Below are 22,989 nucleotides of genomic sequence, written 5' to 3'. Positions count from 1 at the left end.
TTCTACATACCAACGGAAAACATTGCTTCAAGATCGTGGGGCGAAAAGGCCTTAAAGGCAAGCATGGTCTCTGAATCGGTTATCTCTTTTATGGGATTCATCTTCTCTGTTACCAGATCGGCAAGATCATCATTGCTCGCCACCCGGACAATGACAATAAGATCATACCTGCCACTCACCGAATAGACCTCAGATACCCCCTCTGTATCCGCAAGTTTCTCTGCAACATCATTAACCTTTGTCCGCTCTACTCTGAGCAAAATAATAGCAGTCACCATCATCTCTCCTCCTTTACCTGGAAATATCATCTAACACCCAGCGATACCCCATACCATACTCCGTACGAATAGCATCAAAGGCATCATCAAGCTCACGGAACTTATCACGTATACGTCGAATATGAGCAGCTATGGCATTATTCGTCACAATAATATTGGCAGCCCCCATAAGCTGATCATGGGATTTCACATGCCCGGGCCGGCGGGCAAGACTATAGAGAAGCCAAAATTCAGTCAGGGTTAAATTTACCTGCTGACCCTGCCAAAAGACCTGTTTGCGATCCTCGTTCATTCGCAATGAGCCACTATGCACCTCAACACCAAGATCATCCTTTGGTCTTTGCAACGATTCAATAACCTTAAAGAGAGTCGATATCCTCACCGGTAAAAAATCCAGGGTCGTTGTATCCTTGGTCAGATAATCCCAGGCACCAAGACGCAGGCCCGAGACCCTATCCAGGTCAGAATTGCGGGCGGTAAGAAATATTATGGGAATGGTGGGAGAGAGTTGGCGCAGATGACGGCACACCTCAAACCCGCCCTCCATCTCTTCGCCAAGCATAATATCCAAGACGGCAAGATCCGGTAATTCTTCCACAAAAGCACGCTCTGCCTCTAAGCGAGAGGCATAACAGCTGACAACATAACCTTCCCGCTCCAGGGCCTGACTATAATTTGCCCGAAGGACATCATCATCTTCCACCAATACTATCTTATATCCCATCCTCATCCCTCAACTATGACCTATTGACCGTAAGCAGACAAATTTTTTCCGGCTTTTCTTGACAAACTGTCATAATCTGTCATTTTTTCATCATCTCTATGTCACAAAGATGTTTTCTATATAATAGTGGGTAGTTTAATATAATTAACAACAAAAAAGAGAATAGATTATGAGAAGCGAAAAAACAGCACGTTCAGGGATAACCACAGATCCAGGTAATTTAATGTTTATCATCTACATCTCTCTTGTATTTTGTGCCCTGCTTATCGGCACCCTTATAGGCGGCGGCCCAAGCAAGGCATCAACAGAGACTAGCCTGGAAACAATAATCCTTTCAGAGAAGACAACGATTCCAAATTTCACCGAAGCCACAGCAGAGATTACCAGACACAACTAAATCAGAAAATCCCCAAAGAAAAACCAAAAGAGCTGTAAAGAGGCAAGGGCATAGATACCTGCCATCACGTCATCAAGCATAATGCCAAGCCCTCCGTGCATATGCTGATCAAACCACGAAACCGGAGCGGGTTTCCAAATATCAAAAATACGAAAAAAGATAAAACCTATGAACCAGGCCATAGGGTGATTTGGAGCAAACATAAGGGTGATAAACATCCCTAGGATCTCATCGATGACAATGGCACCAGCATCTGGACGATTCATCAATTTTTCGGCTGTACCGGCCACCAAAAAGCCCAGGATAAAGACGAGCAAGAGCATAAGCAAATAGTGCGGTAAGCTCAGTCCCCTAAGCGGTAACCAAAGCAGTATCGCCACCAGAGAACCCCAGGTGCCCGGAGCCTTGGGTAAGAGACCTGAATAGAATCCCGTTGCCAAAATCATAATAAGCTTATTCATAAAAATTCAATCCTTGGATCCTGCCATAGACCTCTTGTAGTGGCAGGTCATACTCCCCTGCAACGCGTCTGCACTCTTCATACTCCGGTATAATAACTCGCCTGCCCCCCCGCTGAACCTCTTTTACCCGCATCGTCCCCCAAGGACTCTCGATATGCAGCTCTCGGCGTGGCAGGGTGCGGCGATATTCAAAACGAAAACGAAGCCCCAGGGCCGTTGTCTCCAGCAGGACAATATCTTTAAGTTGAGCACTATCTTCCCGCCCGGCAATAACCTGAAGACAAAATCCAGGACGCCCCTTTTTCATCTGAATAGGGGCAAGACTCACGTCAAGGGCACCATGTTCAAATAAACGCTCACAGAGATAGGGATAAGATTCAGGATTCCAGTCATCAAGATTGGTCTCAATCACCTCCACCTGCTGTTCCTCAAGGACATCATCAGGGGTTCCCACAAAAATCCGCAGCAGATTAGGCTGACCATTGGCAAGTCTTTGACTCCCCGCCCCGTACCCGACTGCCAGTTGCTGCATGGGGGGAAACTGACCAAAAGCACCGACAAGAGCCTTAACCAAAGCCGCACCCGTCGGCGTCACCAACTCCTGCTCCAGAGCAACTCCATAGGATGGCACCCCACGCAAAATCTCACAAACTGCCGGTGCAGGCAGTGGAATTCTGCCATGGGCACAGTCAATAAAACCCCGCGGTTGGGGCAGAGGTGAACAGACAAGCTGATCAATCTGCAGAAGTTCCAGACAGAGAACAACACCCACTACATCGGCAATGGTATCCAGAGCACCTATTTCATGAAAATGCACCTGCTCAAGGCTTGTCCCATGTACTTTAGCCTCTGCTGAAGCTATGGCGGTAAAGACTAAAGCGGCGCGCTCCTGTACCAGCGAGCTCAGATCGCTCTCTTGCAGAATGCGAAGCAGATCCGGCAAAGTACGTAGGTTCTGACGGCGAGAAGAATCCACATCAACCTTAATGGCAGACAGACCGCAATCCTCCACCCTCTTTGTCCTTAAGATCAGATCATCAAGGTGAAGGGCTGCCAGACCTGCCTCCAGGGCCGCGACCTCAACCCCTGCATCCAGAAAGGCGCCAAGCAACATATCGCCACTGACCCCTGAAAAACAATCAAGATAACAAATTCGAGACATAAGGTATCAAGTGGTTTTCAGGACTGTTTCAGCCCCTATTTTTGCCCCGCATAAAAAGGCCTCGACTGTCATACGTTTTTTACCCTCTGGTTGGATCTCTTTAACCAGCAGACAATTTTTTCCGGTAGCAATCAATAAACCATCCCTGCCAGCACGCAAAACTGCTCCAGGCTGGGCATCGGTCTTTTGATAGGAGACCTCGGGCATAAACAGGCGCAGGCGTTTCCCCTCCAGAAAACAGAAGGCACTGGGCCATGGATCCATACCCCGGATAAGAGACTCTAGCTCCGTTGCCGTTCGTGACCAATCAATCAAACCATCGTTTTTACTCAACATAGGCGCCTCAGTTGCCTGAGCATGATCCTGCGCTTCAGCCCTGATGGTTCCTTTCTTCAAACCTTCAATAGTCTCCAATAGGGCAGAGGTACCAAGTTCGGCAAGTTTGTCAAAGAGGGTCCCTGCCGTCTCGTCAGGACTAGGAATGATAATTTTACGCAACAAAATATCGCCGGTATCCATCCCCTCATCCATCTGCATGGTAGTTACGCCAACCTCATCATCACCCTGAATAACCGCCCATTGAATAGGTGCTGCCCCCCTATATTTTGGCAGAAGTGAACCATGCACATTTATACAGCCCAATGGGGCCAAATCTAGAATGGGCTTAGGAAGAATACGACCATAGGCTGTGACCACAATAAGATCAGGAGCATAGGCGGCAAGCGCCTCCAGAAATTCATCGGTACGCACCTTGGTGGGTTGTAAAACAGGTAGCCCTGCCTCTTCAGCAATTACCTTCACCGGTGGCGAGGTCAATTTTTTTCCACGTCCCTTGGGTCGGTCTGGTTGGGTGACCACAGCCACCACCTGATCAGGTCCCGCAAGCAGGGCCCGAAGGTTTGAGGAGGCAAAGTCAGGGGTGCCCATGAAAATAATCCGCAAAGATTTTTCTTCACTCTCTATCTGGGAAGAAACCATTTTTTCACCTTTTTCTTATACAGGTTACGCTTTAAGGAAGAAAGATGATCTAAAAAGAGGATTCCGTTAAGATGATCAATTTCGTGCTGAAGGACAACGGCAAAGCGATCTTCAACGGTCATACTACAAGGTTCACCATTTATATCCTGATAGTTCACCTTGATCTTACGATACCGTTTTACCATAGCGAGAAGCTCCGGAACACTGAGGCAACCCTCTTCATCAACCTGGCTCTCCTCCTTCTCAACTATTTCAGGATTGGCCATAACCATATACTCTTGCTTGGAATCTTCCCTCCTAGCAGTACTCACCACAACAAGCTTGAGAGATTCCCCAATTTGCGGAGCAGCAAGACCAATACCCGGAGCATCGTACATCGTCTCCGCCATATCTTCGGTAAGCTTGACCAATTTTTCATCAAAGACAGTGATAGCCACAGTCTCTTTCCTCAACACAGGATCCGGGTATGTACAAATTTTTAATATTGCCATGATATTTTATATGTGAATATTTAATGATTAGAAGTTATAAAACCTATTAATGTACCATAAGCAGTTTTATTCTGCCATGCCGTAAAATTCTTGAAAAGACAAGTTCAAAACCCTGTCTTAAGGCCATTTCAAGCCATTCTTCCTACAAAGTCGTTGCCTACCCCAAAAACTTTTCCCTCCGACCAGACAAAGCAAAAAACTTGACATTTTCGTCATTTCAGTGTGGACTAGGGAGAGCGAATTCATTTTCTTGAATCCATCTTGTTTGCAGGGATCTCTTTGCAATAGCTTCGCATAAGAGAATTCAGCTTCTTTCTTTGGCCACTGCCCAGAGACAAGGGCCCTTTATCCATCCACTAAAAAAAGAGGTACATGTATGAAAAAAACATCCATATTGGCCGCAATCGCTTTTGGTTGTGTAACCGCTTTTGCTACCATGTCAAGCGCAGTTGCAGCAGACCAAACCTTTGTTACCATCGGAACCGGTGGCGTTACCGGTGTATATTACCCCACAGGCGCTGCCATCGCTCGTTTAGTAAATAAAGGCCAGAAAAAACACGGCATTCGGGCCAACGTTGAGGCTACCGGTGGTTCCATATATAACCTCAACACAATTGCTGCAGGCGAACTCGATATGGGAATCGCCCAGTCTGACTGGCAGTATCATGCCTATAACGGCACAAGCAAATTTGCTGCGAAGGGACCAAATAAAAAATTGCGTGCTGTGTTCTCTCTGCACCCGGAACCCTACACAGTTGTCGCCCGTGCTGACTCAGGCGTTAAAAATTTCACTGACCTCAAGGGCAAGCGCTTCAATATTGGCAACCCCGGTTCCGGCCAGAACGGCACCACCGCTGTACTTCTCAAGGCAATCGGTTGGACCAGAGATGATTTCAAGTTGATCTCTCAGCTCAAAGCGTCCGAACAGGCTAAGGCCCTCTGTGACAACAAGGTTGATGCCATCGTCTTTGCAGCAGGACATCCAAACGGTTCCATCAAAGAGGCCACTACCTCCTGCGAAGCAGTTTTGGTCAATGTAGATGGCCCAGCTGTTGATAAACTCGTTGCCGACAATGATTACTACCGAATCGCCACCATCCCGGGCGGCATGTACCGTGGTAATCCTGAAGATGCGAAAACCTTTGGCGTTGGAGCAACCCTCGTTTCCTCCACCGATGTACCCGATGAGGTTGTTTACACCGTTGTCAAATCTGTATTTGAAAACTTTGATACCTTCAAAAAGCTGCATCCAGCCTTTGCTAACCTGAAAAAAGAAGAGATGATCAAAGATGGTCTCTCAGCACCTCTTCATCCCGGTGCGGTGAAGTACTACAAAGAAGCTGGTTTAATGTAGGCCTTTCGTTTATTGTAGACCGCCTATGCTTTTCCACCTCAGCTTGCTGAAGTGGACAAGTATAGGCCACAGATTGCGCTTCCCCCAATTTTTATTGGTGGAATATTTTCCAACAGCTACTATTTTCACCCTTAAAATAAGAACCTTTTCTTATTTTTTATCTAGTTTTCTGTTAGTCTTTACATAGCATATCATCAGAGCAACTATCTATTTATTTGCTGTTTTAGGAAATCTACGTGTTACAGACTCGTGGGCTATTTATCTTTGTCCAATAGGGCATAAGACAATTCAGAGCTATTTACATACCCACTACGGCGGCAGCTTTCCGTATTTTACTAAAAAGGAGTCGAAGCATGACTAAACCGACAGAAACCACCCTCAACGATCATCAACTAGAAGAGATGATTGCTGATGCCGACACAGGGGGACGTGCCCCGTTGGGAGCTTTTTCCAAAAAAGTTCTCTTTTTCATCCCCCTGATGTGGACATTCTTTCAACTATGGTACGCATCGCCCCTGCCATTTATGTTGAATATTTTTGTCATCAACGCAACCCAGGCACGGGCGATCCACCTTGCCTTTGCCATGTTCCTCGCCTATGTCGCCTTCCCAACACTTTCCTCATCGCCCAGGTCCTACATCCCTTGGCAGGACTGGCTTATAGGGTTTATTGCAGCGGCATCTTCTGCCTATATATTTATCTTTTACACCCAACTTGCCGATCGTCCCGGAGATCCAACAAGCATAGATATAGCTGTATCCATCGTCGGCATTATCCTCCTGCTTGAAGCAACCAGAAGAGCACTCGGCCCCCCCCTTATGGTGGTGGCCTCGGTATTTATCTTCTACACCTTTGCAGGCTCCATCATGCCCGATATTATTGCCCATAAAGGGGCGAGCATTGCCAAAGGCATGTCTCATTACTGGCTGAGCACCGAAGGTGTTTTTGGCGTGGCCCTTGGTGTCTCAACGGGCATGGTCTTTATGTTTGTCCTCTTCGGCTCCCTCCTGGAATCAGCCGGGGCTGGAAACTATTTCATCCGTACCGCCTTCGCAGGCCTTGGCCATATGCGTGGAGGTCCGGCAAAGGCTGCCGTTGTGGCCTCGGCAATGACAGGACTTGTTTCAGGCTCCTCGATTGCAAATGTTGTTACCACCGGGACCTTCACCATCCCCCTGATGAAAAAAGTGGGCTTCAGCGCAGAGAAAGCAGGGGCCGTGGAAGTTGCCTCGTCCACCAATGGTCAACTTACCCCGCCTGTTATGGGGGCGGCGGCCTTCCTTATGGTCGAGTATGTTGGTATCTCCTATATCGAAGTTATTAAACACGCATTCTTACCGGCCATTATCTCCTATATTGCTCTGGTATATATTGTTCACCTTGAAGCATGTAAGATGGATCTCAAGGGGCTGAAGAAGCGACACAAGAAGACTCTTGCTCAGTCACTGCTCGGATTCGTGGCAACCATACTTGTCTTTGTGGTTACCGGAGCAGCTGTTTACTACGGCATGGGCTGGATCAAGGAGCTTGCTGGTGATGCAACAATCTACATTGTCATGACCCTGCTGGTTATCGCCTATCTCCTCTTGGTTAAACTGGCCTGCCGTGTCCCAGAGCTTCCCACTGACACTGAAATCAAAGAACTACCTGATCTGGGTTCAACTGCCCAGGCAGGCTACTATTACCTCCTGCCCATTGTTGTCCTCATGTGGTGCCTGACGGTGGAACGACTCTCACCCGCTCTCTCTGCATTCTATGCAACGATATTGCTGATGGTCATTGTGGTCACCCAGCACCCCCTCAAATCCTTCTTTCGTAAAATCGAGGCGAAAGAGTCTCAGTGGAATCGGGGTGCGAGTGAACTTATCAACGGAATGGTAGCAGGTGGACGTAATATGATCGGCATCGGTGTTGCCACGGCCGCCGCAGGCCTGGTAGTTGGCACCGTAACCCTCACCGGTATCGGTCTGGTTATGACCGAGTTTGTCGAATTTATTTCCGGCGGCAACCTGATGCTCATCCTCATTTTTACCGCCGTAATTTCCCTCCTCTTGGGAATGGGACTGCCCACCACAGCAAACTATATCGTGGTATCGACCCTAATGGCCCCGGTAATTGTCAGCCTCGGCGCTCAAAACGGTCTTATCGTCCCCCTTATTGCAGTACACCTCTTTGTCTTTTATTTTGGCATCTTGGCAGATGACACTCCACCCGTGGGATTGGCCGCCTTTGCCGCAGCCGGTATCTCCGGTGGCGACCCCATCAGAACAGGTCTGCAGGGTTTCGCCTACGATATACGAACGGCTATTCTGCCCTTTATCTTTATTTTTAATACAGAACTCCTGATGATCGGCATCGGTAGCTGGACCCATCTATTACTTGTCGTTACCGCCGCAACCATTGCCATGCTTGTCTTTGCCGCCGGCACCCAGGGGTACTTTATCACCAAAAGTAAGTGGTGGGAAACCATTGCCCTCCTCCTGATTGCCTTCACCCTCTTTAGACCGGGTTTCTTTTGGGATGAGTTCTATCCTCCCTTTATTGAAAAGCCAGCTACAGAACTCGTGCAAACTCTGGGGGAGATGAAGCCTAACTCTCAGCTTCGCTTAAAAATAAAAGGCGAAAAAGATAATGGCGAGGAGATGACCATGAACGTCATGCTCCACGTCGGCGATGAGAAGACAGGCGCAGCCCGTCTCTCTGCCATTGGCATTGAGACCCGCGACGAAGAGGGGAAAAAACTGGTGGACATGATCGGTTTTGGCAGCCCCGCCGAAAAGGCCAATATAGATTTTGATCAAGAGATCGTTAGTCTGCAAATGCCGAATGATCGGCCCGCAAAGCAATGGATGTTTATTCCAGCCATGCTTCTCCTTGCCCTCATTTGGTTTAGCCAAAAACAGAGGGTACGAAGGGAAGAACACCATATCCTCGCATAAGCCCACTTTGGGAAGAGCAGAAACTCCACTGGAGAAAAATAATGATACAAAAGATCCTTGTTCCCATAGCATTTTCACAACACTCACAGGGAATGCTTGATTATGCGGCAGAGTTGGCCGAATCGCTGGATGCTGAACTCCTCATTGTTAATATTATTAGCACACGTGATATTGAGGCAGTGGAGCGCATTAGCTCCTATGGCTATAAGGTAGATACGGAACACTATCTTGAAACCATCCGTAAGGATAGAGGGGCCCAGATTATTGAACTGACAGAAAAGCTGACCCTTCCCGACGAAAGAGTTTCCTTCTCTTTTCGCATGGGCGACCCTACAACAGAGCTCCTGAAAATGATCGTTGAACAAGAGATCGACATGATCGTCATGGGCGTAAAGACTCGCGATTTCACGGCCATGTTTACTGGCTCCGTGGCGGAGAGACTCTTCCGTAAATGCCCCATCACCGTTGTCTCTTACCGAGACAAAACAACCGCCGGCAAACTCCACAGAAGAGCGGAAAAGCTGCTAGACAAAAAGCACATCTAAGGTCCGCTACGAATTAAAGCCCCGCGGGAGCGTATCTGCCCGTGGGGTATCCACCACCTTCCACCTCCAATCACACGACTTATCTAACTATTTTTTCGGAAAAAACTCTTTCTTGACTTAGGTCAAAGTTTTCTGAGACAATTATGGTTATCCTCTCTCTATTCTTCGCACATAAAGAGCGGCTTGATAAGCAAAACAGTATCTAAAAACTATCTCTAGGAGGGCGTATGCTCTGTAATCAATGTGAACAAACAGCAAAAGGCACCGGATGTACCCAAATTGGTGTTTGCGGCAAGACAGACGAAGTGGCAGCACTCCAGGATCTACTTACCTATAGCCTCCAAGGCCTCTCCATCGTCATCCAGGAGGCACGAAGAAAAGACCTCGTTTCCACCGAGGTTAAGCACTTTATCACTAAGAGTGTTTTTGCCTGCCTGACAAATGTTGATTTTGACCCCATCCGTTTTCAACAGTGGATCAATGCTAGCGTCAACATCCGCAAAGACCTTCTCCGGCAACTTGGTAAGGACATCGCAAAAAGATTGGAAGGAACACACCCGAGTGTCTCCTTTGCCCCGGCACTGGAGCTCACAGCCCTTATCCAGCAGGGTCAGGAACTTGACCTGATCGCCAGCCTTGACGAGAATGAAGATCTCCGCTCCCTCAAACAGACCATCCTCTATGGCCTGCGGGGACTTGCCGCCTATACCGACCATGCTGCTATTTTAGGTAAAGAAGACAATACGGTCTATATCTTTATCTTCGATACCTTGGCCACAATTACCCGCAATGACCTCTCCCTTGAAGAGCTTGTCGATCTCACCCTTGAGTGTGGCCAAGTAAACCTGACCGCCATGGGGCTGCTTGATGAGGGCAACACAGGAACCTATGGTCACCCTGTCCCCACCACCGTTCCTCTTGGCCACATAGCGGGCAAGGCAATCCTGGTTACCGGTCATGACCTCAAGGATCTGCAGCTCCTCCTTGAACAAACCGAGGGCAAGGGCATCAATATCTATACCCACGGCGAAATGCTTCCCTGCCATGGTTATCCGGAACTGAAAAAATATAGCCATTTTTATGGTCACTACGGCACGGCTTGGCAGAATCAGCAAAAAGAGATGGCTCTCTTTCCAGGTGCCATCCTCTTTACCACCAACTGCATCCAAAAACCCCGTGACAACTATAAGGACAATGTCTTCACCACAGGTCTTGTCGGCTGGCCGGATGTTGCCCATATCGATGACGGCAAAAATTTTAGCCCCGTTATTGAACGTGCCCTCGCACTTCCCGGTTTTACTGAAGAAGAGGACAATGATACAGTAATGGTTGGCTTTGGCCATAACGCAGTAATGGGCGTTGCCGATAAGATTATTGCCGGAGTTAAGGCTGGCAAGATTCGCCACTTCTTCCTGGTCGGCGGCTGTGATGGTGCTAAACCCGGTCGTAATTACTACACTGATTTTGTTGAGCAGGTGCCGGAAGATTGCATCGTCATGACCCTGGCCTGTGGTAAGTTCCGCTTCTTTGATAAAAAACTCGGTGATATTGACGGAATTCCCCGTCTCCTTGACATTGGTCAGTGTAACGATGCCTTCTCTGCAATCCAAATTGCGGTAGCACTTGCAGGGGCCTTTAAATGTGATGTCAATGAACTGCCACTCTCCATGATTCTTTCCTGGTATGAGCAGAAGGCTGTCATTATTCTCCTCACCCTGCTGAGCCTGGGGATCACCGACATCCGTCTTGGACCCACCCTGCCCGCATTTCTCACCCCAAATGTCCTCAACTTGCTGGTAGAGAAATTTGCCATCAAGCCCATTGCCGAGACCGCAGCAGAAGACCTGAAAACCATACTTGGCTAAGGTAGTATCGCTCTAAAAAGCAAAAGGCCTCTTTACCAATTAAGGTAAAGAGGCCTTTTTTATGCAAAATCAAGGATATAGCTACCAATCAATACCCAAGACAATACTATTAATACCGCTACCTATACCAAGCATAACCGCTCGTTCTCCCGGCTTAAAGGCACCCTCTTCCATGGCCATAGCCAAGGTTATAGGGGCTGAAACGGTGCCCACATTTCCTAAAAATGGCAGGGTCTGGAAATTTTTTTCTTCACTGAGACCGAGACGGTCGAAGAGCATTCGAAAATGGGCCACCCCCACCTGATGACAACAGTAAGCATCCACCTCTTCATTTCTCCATCCCGGAGCAGCAAAGGCATCCCAAGCAGCAGCGGCCGTATCAACTCCACGAAGCAATAACTCTTCCGAATCAGTCTGCATCAGCGTCGTCTCACCACCCTGGGCATCTCCCTGACAAAGATGAATATGATCGGTATCGGTGCGCCATACGCCCCGGACAAGACGTGGCTTGGTCTCACCTGCCTCGGCCCGGCGCATAAAGCAACCAACGGACCCGGAACCAATGGTGAGGGAGGCAAAGGATGATTTAATGGTCTTTCTGGTAAAGGTCTCATCTGCATTAAGGGCAGCAATGGTTGATTCAAGCAGATCTTCTGCCGTTTCCCCAGAGACAACAAGGCCATTTTTAACCTGACCAAGCTCAATCATATTGGCAAGCATCACCATCCCGTCAAGAAAGCCCAGGCAGGCATTGGATATATCAAAGACAAGACAGGACTTTGGCAAACCGAGTTTATGATGAACAAAGGCCGAGGTAGCAGGCTCCATCATATCGCGACAGACAGAGGTAAAGAGCAGACACTCCACCTCTGCGGCTGCGATCCCCCCATCATCAAGGGTCTTTTTTCCTGCTAAGTATGCTGCCTCACTGGGTTTCATCCCCTTAGGCCAGAGACGACGCTCTCGAATACCGCTCATAAGCTCCAATCGACCCTCCGGCAAATGGAGGCGATCGTACAGCGGGGCAAGGGAGGACTCTATATCTGCAGAACTCAAGACCCTTGGAGGCAGAGAATACCCAAAGGTATCCAAACAAACATTGGAATATTTAAACATAAAAATAATTAAGAACTACATCTATTTACAAAGAAAGAGCTCATTTGCTCTTCTAAATCATGAGAGACTAAGGGTAGAGGAAGAAATGCATCAAAAACATTTTTATCATCTGCACTCTTCTCGCCAATACCAATAATCAAAGACTTGTGGGCCAAATGCTTTTCAAGCTTTCTCACCACGGAAAGAACAGAGGCACCCCTGAAGAGGGGTAACTCAGTGTGAAGCAGAACTACATCAAAGTGATTTAAAGATACCTCATAGAGGGCCTGACGACTTGCCTCAGCCGTTGTTACTCGCCAACCAAGACGGACAAGGGCGCGGACAAGGGTCTGCACCACCTTAAAATCATCATGAACGATCAGGGCAGAGGGGGTAAGGCTCTCTGTCAACAGGGCAAGAAGATCCTTCTTATTTATTGGTTTGGCAAGATAGCCATCCATCCCGGCCTGAAGACATTTCTCCCTACCGGAAAGAGCTGTTAAGGCTATTATCTTGCTGTGCCGACAGGTCTTTTTCTCTATGGCCCTTATCTTTCTGGTAGCATCCAAGCCACCAAGGACAGGCATCTGGATATCCATCAAAATAACATCAAAGTTCTCTAGGGCGACCCGATCCACCGCCTGCTGGCCATTAACCACGGCCACAACCTGAAGCCCCTGTTGCTGTAAGACCTTAGTGACAAGAATTCGATTTATCAGATCATCTTCCACCAACAGCACCCTCTTCTTTTCCAGAACAAAAAAGGGCTTCTCCTTCTGCTCAACCTTGGCTGCCCCCTCCTCTTCGACACTGGCCTCATAGGCCAGGGAAAAATAAAAGGTGACCCCTCGATCCGTCGATTCCAGACCGACGACACCGCCCAACAGCCTGATAAGACGGATGGCATGCATGAGATCATAACTTGCCCCTCCTGCTATAAGAGGCTGAAAAACGCCGGGCAACAGCTGACGCTCCATAAATTCCTGAAGATCAGCAAATATTCTTTCAGGAAAACCAATGCCTGTATCGGTCACCGAAAAGCGCAAAACTACTCTGTTGAGTTCATCAAAACCATTAGAGGAGACATTAATGGCAACCGCAGCCCCATCCTGCATATAATGTACTCTGTTACCGACAATCCCCTCGATAATCTGAGCTAAACGGCCGCTGTCACCATAAAGAATATGGGGGACAGCGGCGGCAATATCACAACTCAGTTCAATCTCACGTCCATGGGCATCAAAGCTTAAGGATTCGAGTTCATGATCCAGCACCTCTTTGAGGTGAAAGACATTTTTCCGAATATCAATATCACCCGTCTCAACCTTATTAAGATCAAATATCCTAGTAGTATACGAGGAAAGATGCAGGGCCTCATTAGTGGCCATGTCCACATATTCCTGTTGCTCCTTAACCTCAAGCAGATCAGAGAGGATATCCAAGGCACCAAGAATATTATTCAAAGATGAACGAACAGCATGATCCATCTCTTCAATGAAAATATTCCGCGATTTACTGGCCTGCTGATGACCTTCAGCAAACAGACAGCAAGAGCTTCCTCTATTACCACAGAGAAGAGAGATAAAGGCCTTTTTTTTCAAAAGAATATTTTCTTTTCTTAGCTCAGCAAGTTCTGCCTCCAACCCTTTAACCTGTCGTTTAAGCTCTTTTTTTTCCGCCACGGCATCCTCTCTTAATGTTGTCTATTTTTGACGAAATTCCCAGCAAAAATGGATCTTTTCATTACGGGAAAAATCAAGAGGTATACTCTCCCGAGTAATATCTTTTACATCAAATTGTTCTGCAAGTTTTTCATCCAAGATAAATCTTCTAAAATTTGTGGAAAAGATAAGCAAACCACCTGGACTTAAACGCCTCATGGCCAGAGTCAAAAGCTGAATATGATCACGTTGAATATCAAAAACTCTATTGGCCTTTTGGGTATTAGAAAAGGTCGGAGGATCAACAAAAATGGTATCATAGAGCTCTGTCTCTTCCGCAAGCCACTTAATACAATCTGCCTTTACCGTTCGATGATTATTTTCAGCAAAACCATTGAGAGAAAAGTTCATCTCTGTCCACTGCAGATATGTGGAGGACAGATCTACAGTTGTGGTAGATGCGGCTCCACCCTGAGCGGCATGAACAGAGGCGGTACCTGTATAACCATAGAGGTTTAAAAACTTTTTACCAAGGGATTCTCTTCCAATACGCAGTCGAATCGGGCGGTGATCCAAAAACAGTCCCGTATCAAGATAGTCTCTGAAGTTGACGAGAAAATAGCAGTTCCCCTCACGAACCTGATGCATCTTTTTCCGATCACCCTGCTGCTGATACTGACCTGCCCCCTTCTGCCGTTGCCTCTTCTTGATAAAAACCCGATCAGAGCGAAGTCCTAAGATCTCCCTGATTGCCCGAAGCGCGATATTGAAACGACGACTGGCCAAATCCGGATCAATGGTTTTAGGCGGCAAATATTCCTGAACATGAATCCATTTTTCATAGAGATCCACACTGAGATTAAACTCCTGCAAATCCCTATCATAGACGCGAAAGCAGGAAATATTTTCTTTTTTTGCCCACTTTAAATATTTTTTCAGGTTCTTCTTAAAACGATTGGCAAATTGCAGGGCATCTTCCTGCACCTCTACCTGTTGGATCTCCCAGGCAAATGAATTTTCCTCCTCTTCGGCAAAGACACCCGTTGACAGACGACAGGCGATGGTGCCATTAAAGAGGCGATACTTCTTCTCCCAGCTCACCCTAAAACTCTCTGCCAGATCCGGATTTGAGATAAAAACAGCAACATCCCAGCCGGCAAAGTGCTTTCTGCCAATACGACCAAAGGCTGCATAGAGCTGCCGCACCTTTTCCGTCTCTGAAAGTCTCTCGCCATAGGGAGGGTTACAGATAAGCATCCCCCTATCGGTTGGCGCACCAAGGTGCACCAACGGAGAACACTTCACCTGGATAAACTCGTCCAATCCGGCTCGAATAATGTTTTTCCGGGCACTGCTCACCACTACAGGATCCGCATCATAGCCCTGAAAAGATGGCCAGGTCTTATCAAGACCGGCATCTTCACGGGCAACAGCCTCATCAAGAAGAGCCTGCCAGAGCTGGCTATCATGTTGATGCCAATGTAAAAAACCAAAATAATTTCGGGCAAGCCCCGGAGCAACATCGCCAAACATCATAGCCGCTTCAATGAGCAAAGTGCCTGTACCGCACATTGGATCAATCAGAGAGGGTAAGGCTTCCTGCTTTTCCGGCCAACCACTGAGGGCGACAATACCGGCAGCAAGATTTTCCTTAAGAGGAGCCATACCACCTGCTACCCGATACCCTCTCTTATGCAGACTCTCACCTGAAAGATCAAGATAGAGTGTTCCTTCGTTACCACTGACATGGATGTGAAAACGCACATCCGGTTGGGTGGTTTTTACCGAAGGCCGCTCATCGCCATCTTCCTTAAATCTATCAACAATACCATCTTTTATCCGTAGAGCAGCAAACTGACTATGGCCAACGGTAGCATCAGCTGAAAGGGTACAGTCAATGGCAAAAGTTGTCTTCCAACTCATATGCTGGTGCCAGTCATAGGTGAAGCTATTTTGATAGAGATCATCCTCGGAGTTGACCTCAAACTGAGATAATTTAAGCAAAATTCGCGAAGAGAAACGAGACCAGAGACAGGCTCGATAACCCGTTTCAAGACTTCCCTGCCACTGGACAGTTCCCTTTCCTAACTCAACCTCGACTCCGGAAAAGCCTTTAATCTCAGCCTCAATAAGCTCCTCCAGACCGAGGGCACAGTTAGCAAGGAAGGTATATTGATCTTTCTGGGGACTTACATCTTTTTTATCGCACATATTTTTTTATTTTCTTTACGTTGAATCGTCATTTCGATATCCAGCAATTCAAGATTAAGGACTTCAACCGAAAAATGAATTTCTAACAAAGAAAGACCAAGAGAAACAGATAGGGTACTGACGGAAAACGTCCCGCCTATTTTAATAAAAGCAAAAAACAACAGAGGCTGACAAGGGCCAGGATAGCAAAATATTACATCTCTTTAATGAATAGAAGTCTCCGTCACAAGCCTATGGTCTGCCTGACCACAGATCTTCTCCTAAACCAGGCAACAGATAGGTAAGAAAGATGCCCGTCCGCCCAAGCTGTCACCAACAGCAGAAGAGGGTACCGATTGTAAGTGTTATATTCATGGTGCTATTTTAATCGTAATATCCCGGAGAACAATAAAAAACAGTCCTCAATAAAAAATATTTTCACGCCTTTCCAAAAAGATATGAAGGCATAGGGTAAAAGTGCTAAAATAGTTGTATTGTAGCCCTCTATTTTTAAAGAAATTTTATAACAAAATTCACAGAATGCAACATACAGGAGAAATATTTATGAAAAAAAAATTTTATGCCTCTCTCTTTTTTTCAATGATAATAGGTGCTACAATTCTCAGCATCGGGGGATGTAACTCAAAAAAAGTTGTTGCCCCACCCACAGGGAACGCGCAAGAGGAGTATAACATTCCCGCTATCCCTCCCGCTCAGGACGAAAACCAGGACTACGGTGAAGAGGATCTGCCACCCGTGGTGGGTAGTCTCGACGATACAGATAGTAACGCCGCAGCAGAGGAGTTAGCCAGCAAACAATCAGAGGCCTATCTGCAACAACATGGCAGATCATCCATAGAATTTCAACCGGTATACTTCAAATTTGACCAGACGATGATCAATCCGGAAATGCAAGAGGTGATCTTCGAGAATGCCCAGGTACTGAAAAGAAATCCTACCCTCTACATTACTGTGGAGGGAAATACCGATGACCGCGGCACCAATGAGTACAATATGGCCCTGGGCGAGAAAAGGGCTATCAATGTGGAGAAGTATCTCATCTCCCTGGGTATTGGCGAAAACCGTATCCGCACAGTCTCCCTCGGCGAAGAACGACCTCTCTTTCCGACCCAGACAGAAGCCGCCTACCTCTACAACAGACGAGCTGATTTTATAGCTGAATAATCCAAACAAGGCGCAGGGCCCCATGGGTCCTGCACCCAATATACCATGCCTCTCTTCTTCAGCTCTCTACCCGCCAGTTATGACCTCATCGCACTCTTCTCTCTCAGCTTCCTGGCGGCCACCATTCTGCCCTTGGGTTCAGAGTGGCTCTTAATCCTTCTCCTGCAAAAGGGAACCTATCAACCAGAGACCTTGGTCGGCATCGCCGCCATTGCCAACTACTTAGGCAGCTGCACCAACTATATTATCGGCCTCTATGGCGGCAGCTTTCTTATCCGCAGGGTATTACGTCTCAGCGACAGAGATCTCTATCGAGCCCAGAATTTTTATCAACGCTATGGCTGTTGGTCACTCTTCTTCTCTTGGCTACCGGTCATAGGCGATCCGCTCTGCCTCATCGCCGGCATCTTCCGCATGAACTTCCCCCTCTTCAGCCTTATGGTCTTCTCTGGGAAAGTCGTTCGGTATGCTGCTGTTGCTGTTATTGCTTTGAAATTGTTTTAGGGGTTATTTTTTCGGGAGGGATTACCTGAAAGACGTCTTTTGTGAAGGGCAAGCTGTGATGGGCACGCTCCGCTTTGCCCATCCTACAGCATAGCTTCTGGAAAGAATTTCACTATTGCAACACGCTTAATTATAAAAATAATTTCTTCCCTTTTTACCTATACATAAAAATGTCATTGGATAATTTTAAGAACATAAAAAGACAAGACTGTAAATGCTTACCTAATGAAGCCATATTTAAAAAGTCAACTTTGTAACCAGACAATTGACTTCTCCAAATACTAAGCATGAAGGTTTCGCTGTGAGACAAACTATTTTCATATTTAACATTTTTATATCCAAGTATGGAATCTGTTTCTAAATCAATATGCCAATAATCTTCAAAATTAGCACATAAAGGGGTTGTAAACGTATAATGCCACATTTTTTTAAGTGTTTCAATTCTTGTACAGTCAGCGTATCTACGAGATACTTTGATTTTTAGGTCAATTATGTATTTTTCATACTCTTCTAAAGAATAATTAATATATTCAACGCCAACAAGAGTATGAGTTACATTGCCATGTTTGTAGTCTATAACTAAATTTCCATGAATTTGTTGATTTCTTTGCTGTTTAATCTTTTCAATAATTTTAAAATTTTCTGCTTTCTGAATATCCAAAGCGTCATAAAAAATTTTCATAAAACGCCAAGATGGCATTTTATCTATAATATCTGTAACCAAATCTTCTACAATGTAAAAATCTTCATTCTCAATCAAAAGTGTCTTACTAATCTCTATCTTTTTTTCACTAGTTATTTTCTCAAAATTATACCTCAAAAAATATTTCAAAACCTCTTTATGCATTGATTCCACAAACGAAACAACCATTAAGAATAAGCCGGTTTTTCCCACCACACTATCTATCAAGCCTATCTCATTTTTGAATTCTCTTACTTTTTTTTCGGTAGCTATTATGGGCATTAATAAATTTTCATTTACAACTAAAATAGGTTTTTTCATGAGAAGGTCTTTTAAAAAAAGTTTAACAAATTATCGTCCAAAATATTGATATTATTCAACAGATTATACCAAATTCACCCCATCAAATACACAGGAAAAACAAAAGAGAATATTTCGTAAAGGGTACGCTGTGATGGGCACGCTCCACTTCGCCATTCCGCTACGCTTCACTGCTGCCCATCCTACATTTCTTTTTTCAATCCCCGCTCTTTCTCTGTGTTCTCCGTATCTCTGTGGTAATTTTTTTTTGTCCTTTCTGACAGCTGATAGCTGAAAGCTTTCCTACATCCCTCCCTGCGGCATCCCATCCCGATAAGATGCAAGAAACATAATAATCCCACCAACGACCTGAATTAAAAATGGTCCTTTGGCCTCACGGAAGTGAATAATGAGATAAATTATTTGCACGGGAGCTATAAAGAGGCAGGCCAGTCCCCAGATGATGCCAGTGCTGAAGGCGGCGATCAGAAAGGCAATTCCCCCAAAAAGGCATATTGCAAAACCCACAAAAAATAAAATATCTAACATTTCATCACCTGAGATTTTTAATTCATTAAAATTTTAACCCATAACAGTTCTCTAACGTGAACGACACAGCGAGCTTCGGTGAGTTCGATGGAATGGACTAGCTGAGTTTATTATATTTTTGCTGTAACCATTTTTTCAGCGACCCTAAATCAGAAAATATTTCTTCGCAGGAGCATTCTATCATTGGGTTATTTCCCGTTGGTGCCTGTCGCCTGACATCAGTTTGAAAACCAAGACAAACCTTATTAATGGCTTTTGCATAACCAAGCTCAAATGCAACTCCATCATCAATACAGGCCCCATCTAAAACAGCCAATAAAATATCAGCGTTTTTCATCGCTGAAATGTCCGCCTCATAAATTGATTTTTCGGCTACTTTTAGAGGAGTGCCTAGGGAGACAAGCTCATCGAGAAGTAATCCATCTTCTTGTGGCAGAAACACATCACAACAATCAATTAGGCTATCCCTGATATTGCGATTACTCTCTTTTTCAGCCTCATTAAACAGTGGTGCTGCTAGGTACAATTTTGGTCTGAACGATAAATTATTCATAACAAATCTCCTCAATGAATTTAAGCATGTACGTTAATTGGTAATAATCATCAACATGGATCACTCCTGCTGTAGCAATTTCTGACAGCTCAGAGCTCGCCATTCAGGTACGCTTCACTGCCGCCATTCCGCTACGCTTCACTGCTGCTCATCCTACAGTAGCTTCAAATCATTCTTTTCTTTAAGTTTTTCTGCTTTTTCTATCATCTAATATCTATATTTTTCTCTGTGCTCTCCGTGCTCTCTGTGGTAAATGCTCTTGCTCTTTCTAGTATCTAGCATCTTATTAAGGCTTATAATTAGTTCCCTCACAACGGGGACATGGAGGTAGGGTATCATTATTGTCATCCAGTCTTACCTTTTTTCCACAGCTTATGCAGGTATAGGTGCCTTTCCCAGGTTTTTCTCCAGTGCTTGCCATGATTATCTCCTTGCAAAATTTAAGTTCGATATCAATTCAAAGAGTCCATACCTATTGAATATACAGAAAAAAGGTTGAAAGGCAAGGGACACTGCAAAAAATGGTCAGAGAGAGAAAAGACAGCCATAAGTTTTTAGTTTTAGCAGTGGAGCGTTAGCGGAATGGCGAGCTGTCAGTAACAACAACATTCCCTAGATAGTGGGTTCGGTAAAAAAATATTCTATAGAGAGAGCAGTTCGAAATAAATTTAGGCCAATTATGTAAGATGTGTAGCTTCTTAAAATTATTTTTCTGTTGGGAAATGGGATGAAAAATTTGGTAGGTTTGTAGGAATTGCTTTTGGGGAAGGAAAAAGAAAAGGGAATATCGAATAAATTTGCGGGAGGTGCTTTTGGGGAAGGTCTTAGTAGGTGGAAGGGATGTCGCGTCTCCATGCCGTCCTGGCACCGACGCATACCGCCCATCCATGGGCATAAAAAAAGCCCCAAGTCGAAATTAATCAACTTGGGGCTTTATATAAAAAATTCGGCGGCGACCTACTCTCCCACACAGTCTCCCATGCAGTACCATCGGCGCTGAAGAGCTTAACTTCCGTGTTCGGAATGGGAACGGGTGGAGCCTCTTCGCTATGGCCACCGAAAAAATTCGGCGTTCTTAATTAAATATAGAGTATTCAGTTAGTTTCTTAATAGCATAATCAAGGATATGGATAAGCCGCACGGCTTATTAGTATCGGTTAGCTCCAAGTGTTACCACTCTTCCACACCCGACCTATCAACGTTGTGGTCTACAACGAGCCTTCAGATGATTTTAAATCATGGGAAATCTAATCTTGGAGTAGGCTTCCCGCTTAGATGCTTTCAGCGGTTATCCCTTCCGAACTTAGCTACCCAGCGATGCTCCTGGCGGAACAACTGGTACACCATAGGTTCGTCCACCCCGGTCCTCTCGTACTAGGGGAAGATCTCCTCAAATTTCCTGCGCCCGCAACAGATAAGGACCAAACTGTCTCACGACGTTTTAAACCCAGCTCGCGTACCACTTTAATTGGCGAACAGCCAAACCCTTGGGACCTGCTTCAGCCCCAGGATGTGATGAGCCGACATCGAGGTGCCAAACCTCCCCGTCGATATGGACTCTTGGGGGAGATAAGCCTGTTATCCCCGGAGTACCTTTTATCCGTTGAGCGACGACCCTTCCATGCGGAATCGCCGGATCACTAAGACCTACTTTCGTACCTGCTCGACATGTCTGTCTCGCAGTCAAGCTCCCTTATGCCTTTACACTCTACGGCTGGTTTCCAATCAGCCTGAGGGAACCATCGCGCGCCTCCGTTACTCTTTAGGAGGCGACCGCCCCAGTCAAACTACCCACCAGACAATGTCCCGGATCCGGGTAACGGATCGCGGTTAGATTTCAAAGATAACAAGGGTGGTATTTCAAGGTTAGCTCCACACACACTAGCGTGCATGCTTCAAAGCCTCCCACCTATCCTACACATGTTACCTCTAAAACCAATGCCAAGCTATAGTAAAGGTTCACGGGGTCTTTCTGTCTTGTTGCGGGTAACCGGCATCTTCACCGGTACTACAGTTTCGCTGAGTCTCTGGTTGAGACAGTGGGGAAATCGTTACGCCATTCGTGCAGGTCGGAACTTACCCGACAAGGAATTTCGCTACCTTAGGACCGTTATAGTTACGGCCGCCGTTTACCGGGGCTTCGGTTCATTGCTTCGCTTACGCTAACAAGTCCCCTTAACCTTCCGGCACCGGGCAGGCGTCAGACCCTATACTTCGTCTTTCAACTTCGCAGAGTCCTGTGTTTTTAGTAAACAGTCGCTCCCCCCATTTCACTGCAACCTGACTAGGCTCAAGTTAGTAAATAACTTTCACCACGCAGGCACACCTTCTCCCGAAGTTACGGTGCTATTTTGCCGAGTTCCTTAACCAGAGTTCTCTCAAGCGCCTTGGTATTCTCTACCTGCCTACCTGTGTCGGTTTACGGTACGGTCAATATCATAACTAGATACGAGGCTTTTCCTGGAAGCATGGAACCAACCACTTTATTGCCCAAAGGGCATCGTCATCACACCTCAACGTTAACAAGGACCCGGATTTGCCAAAGTCCTCCGCCTACATGCTTAAACCGGGACAACCAGCGCCCGGATGGTCTTACCTTCTCCGTCCCCCCTTACCATAACATTATGATACTGGTATAGGAATATTAACCTATTTCCCATCGACTACGCCTCTCGGCCTCGCCTTAGGGACCGACTAACCCTGAGCAGATTAACTTGACTACAGGAAACCTTAGGCTTTCGGCGTGAGGGTTTCTCGCCCTCATTTTCGCTACTCGTGTCAACATAAGCTCTTGTGGAACCTCCAGCACTCCTTCCGGTGTACCTTCTCAGGCGGCCACAATGTTCTCCTACCATTGAATTATATTCAATCCGTAGCTTCGGTACTACGCTTAGCCCCGTTAAATTTTCGGCGCGGTATCATTAGACCAGTGAGCTATTACGCTTTCTTTAAAGGGTTGCTGCTTCTAAGCCAACCTCCTGGTTGTATGTACAATTCCACATCCTTTCCCACTTAGCGTAGTTTAGGGACCTTAGCTGACGGTCTGGGCTCTTTCCCTCTCGACCACGGAACTTAT

Annotated in this window: 20 protein-coding genes and 2 rRNA genes (1 of these 22 only partly in view); 7 read left to right on the top strand and 15 right to left on the bottom strand. The window is 46.3% G+C overall.

Annotation, left to right across the window (positions count from 1 at the left end):
• Positions 1-2: 2 nt before the first annotated feature.
• Both DP_RS03835 and DP_RS03830 read right to left on the bottom strand, forming a co-directional pair.
• Complete coding sequence (locus tag DP_RS03835; RefSeq protein ID WP_041278309.1) at positions 3-278, bottom strand: Lrp/AsnC family transcriptional regulator; 276 nt, start codon at positions 276-278, stop codon at positions 3-5.
• Between the two features lie 13 nt (positions 279-291).
• On the bottom strand, positions 292-1,008 hold the full coding sequence (locus DP_RS03830; protein ID WP_011187995.1) for a response regulator: 717 nt from the start codon (positions 1,006-1,008) through the stop codon (positions 292-294).
• Between the two features lie 163 nt (positions 1,009-1,171).
• On the opposite strand from DP_RS03830, the gene DP_RS03825 reads away from it, so the two are divergent.
• The gene (locus tag DP_RS03825) at positions 1,172-1,399 is read left to right on the top strand and encodes a hypothetical protein (protein WP_041277596.1); all 228 of its coding nucleotides are present in this window, start codon (positions 1,172-1,174) and stop codon (positions 1,397-1,399) included.
• Here the strand turns inward: DP_RS03825 and DP_RS03820 are convergent.
• Genes DP_RS03820 through def form a run of 4 tightly spaced genes read right to left on the bottom strand, consistent with a single transcriptional unit; the run spans position 1,396 to position 4,491 of the window.
• Positions 1,396-1,860: a phosphatidylglycerophosphatase A family protein gene (locus DP_RS03820; protein ID WP_011187994.1), complete on the bottom strand. Its 465-nt coding sequence runs from the start codon at positions 1,858-1,860 to the stop codon at positions 1,396-1,398. The genes DP_RS03825 and DP_RS03820 overlap by 4 nt on opposite strands.
• Positions 1,853-3,022, bottom strand: a complete 1,170-nt coding sequence (gene larC, locus DP_RS03815; RefSeq protein ID WP_011187993.1) for a nickel pincer cofactor biosynthesis protein LarC — start codon at positions 3,020-3,022, stop codon at positions 1,853-1,855. The genes DP_RS03820 and larC overlap by 8 nt, the downstream gene beginning before the upstream one ends.
• A gap of 6 nt (positions 3,023-3,028) precedes the next feature.
• Positions 3,029-4,000 (bottom strand): methionyl-tRNA formyltransferase, encoded by a 972-nt coding sequence (gene fmt / locus DP_RS03810; protein ID WP_011187992.1) that lies wholly within the window; start codon positions 3,998-4,000, stop codon positions 3,029-3,031.
• Entirely contained in the window at positions 3,982-4,491 is a 510-nt protein-coding gene (gene def / locus DP_RS03805) for a peptide deformylase (protein ID WP_011187991.1), read from the bottom strand. Before def ends, fmt begins: the two co-directional genes overlap by 19 nt.
• A gap of 376 nt (positions 4,492-4,867) precedes the next feature.
• Here def and DP_RS03800 point away from each other — a divergent pair, with 376 nt between their 5' ends.
• From DP_RS03800 to hcp, 4 genes are all read left to right on the top strand, one after another.
• The gene (locus DP_RS03800) at positions 4,868-5,845 is read left to right on the top strand and encodes a TAXI family TRAP transporter solute-binding subunit (protein ID WP_011187990.1); all 978 of its coding nucleotides are present in this window, start codon (positions 4,868-4,870) and stop codon (positions 5,843-5,845) included.
• A gap of 353 nt (positions 5,846-6,198) precedes the next feature.
• Positions 6,199-8,784, top strand: coding sequence for a TRAP transporter permease (locus DP_RS03795; protein ID WP_011187989.1), 2,586 nt, complete (start codon positions 6,199-6,201; stop codon positions 8,782-8,784).
• A gap of 41 nt (positions 8,785-8,825) precedes the next feature.
• Entirely contained in the window at positions 8,826-9,329 is a 504-nt protein-coding gene (locus tag DP_RS03790; RefSeq protein WP_011187988.1) for a universal stress protein, read from the top strand.
• Between the two features lie 227 nt (positions 9,330-9,556).
• Positions 9,557-11,194 (top strand): hydroxylamine reductase, encoded by a 1,638-nt coding sequence (hcp, locus tag DP_RS03785; RefSeq protein ID WP_011187987.1) that lies wholly within the window; start codon positions 9,557-9,559, stop codon positions 11,192-11,194.
• Between the two features lie 81 nt (positions 11,195-11,275).
• On the opposite strand, the gene DP_RS03780 is transcribed toward hcp, so the two are convergent.
• Genes DP_RS03780 through rlmKL form a run of 3 tightly spaced genes read right to left on the bottom strand, consistent with a single transcriptional unit; the run spans position 11,276 to position 16,161 of the window.
• The gene (locus DP_RS03780) at positions 11,276-12,310 is read right to left on the bottom strand and encodes a 3-oxoacyl-ACP synthase III (RefSeq protein ID WP_011187986.1); all 1,035 of its coding nucleotides are present in this window, start codon (positions 12,308-12,310) and stop codon (positions 11,276-11,278) included.
• An 8-nt stretch (positions 12,311-12,318) separates the two neighbouring features.
• The gene (locus DP_RS03775) at positions 12,319-13,971 is read right to left on the bottom strand and encodes a response regulator (protein ID WP_011187985.1); all 1,653 of its coding nucleotides are present in this window, start codon (positions 13,969-13,971) and stop codon (positions 12,319-12,321) included.
• A gap of 21 nt (positions 13,972-13,992) precedes the next feature.
• Positions 13,993-16,161: a bifunctional 23S rRNA (guanine(2069)-N(7))-methyltransferase RlmK/23S rRNA (guanine(2445)-N(2))-methyltransferase RlmL gene (gene rlmKL / locus DP_RS03770; RefSeq protein WP_011187984.1), complete on the bottom strand. Its 2,169-nt coding sequence runs from the start codon at positions 16,159-16,161 to the stop codon at positions 13,993-13,995.
• A 543-nt stretch (positions 16,162-16,704) separates the two neighbouring features.
• Here rlmKL and DP_RS16610 point away from each other — a divergent pair.
• Both DP_RS16610 and DP_RS03760 read left to right on the top strand, forming a co-directional pair.
• A complete protein-coding gene (locus DP_RS16610) occupies positions 16,705-17,325 on the top strand; it encodes an OmpA family protein (protein WP_049784999.1) in 621 nt (206 codons plus the stop codon).
• Positions 17,326-17,370: 45 nt separating this feature from the next.
• Positions 17,371-17,829, top strand: coding sequence for a YqaA family protein (locus DP_RS03760; protein ID WP_011187982.1), 459 nt, complete (start codon positions 17,371-17,373; stop codon positions 17,827-17,829).
• Positions 17,830-17,983: 154 nt separating this feature from the next.
• On the opposite strand, the gene DP_RS03755 is transcribed toward DP_RS03760, so the two are convergent.
• The 6 genes from DP_RS03755 to DP_RS03730 all read right to left on the bottom strand — a co-directional run.
• Positions 17,984-18,832, bottom strand: a complete 849-nt coding sequence (locus DP_RS03755; RefSeq protein ID WP_011187981.1) for a hypothetical protein — start codon at positions 18,830-18,832, stop codon at positions 17,984-17,986.
• A gap of 282 nt (positions 18,833-19,114) precedes the next feature.
• Positions 19,115-19,360, bottom strand: a complete 246-nt coding sequence (locus DP_RS03750; RefSeq protein ID WP_011187980.1) for a hypothetical protein — start codon at positions 19,358-19,360, stop codon at positions 19,115-19,117.
• Positions 19,361-19,457: 97 nt separating this feature from the next.
• On the bottom strand, positions 19,458-19,913 hold the full coding sequence (locus tag DP_RS03745) for a nucleoside 2-deoxyribosyltransferase (RefSeq protein WP_041277595.1): 456 nt from the start codon (positions 19,911-19,913) through the stop codon (positions 19,458-19,460).
• A gap of 286 nt (positions 19,914-20,199) precedes the next feature.
• A complete protein-coding gene (locus DP_RS19105) occupies positions 20,200-20,334 on the bottom strand; it encodes a zinc ribbon-containing protein (RefSeq protein WP_041277594.1) in 135 nt (44 codons plus the stop codon).
• Between the two features lie 523 nt (positions 20,335-20,857).
• Positions 20,858-20,974 (bottom strand): 5S ribosomal RNA (gene rrf / locus DP_RS03735).
• A 65-nt stretch (positions 20,975-21,039) separates the two neighbouring features.
• Positions 21,040-22,989, bottom strand: a 23S ribosomal RNA gene (locus tag DP_RS03730) (it continues 968 nt past the right edge of the window).

Source organism: Desulfotalea psychrophila LSv54 (assembly GCF_000025945.1).
GTDB lineage: Bacteria > Desulfobacterota > Desulfobulbia > Desulfobulbales > Desulfocapsaceae > Desulfotalea > Desulfotalea psychrophila.
This window is presented reverse-complemented; position numbering and strand designations above follow the sequence as displayed.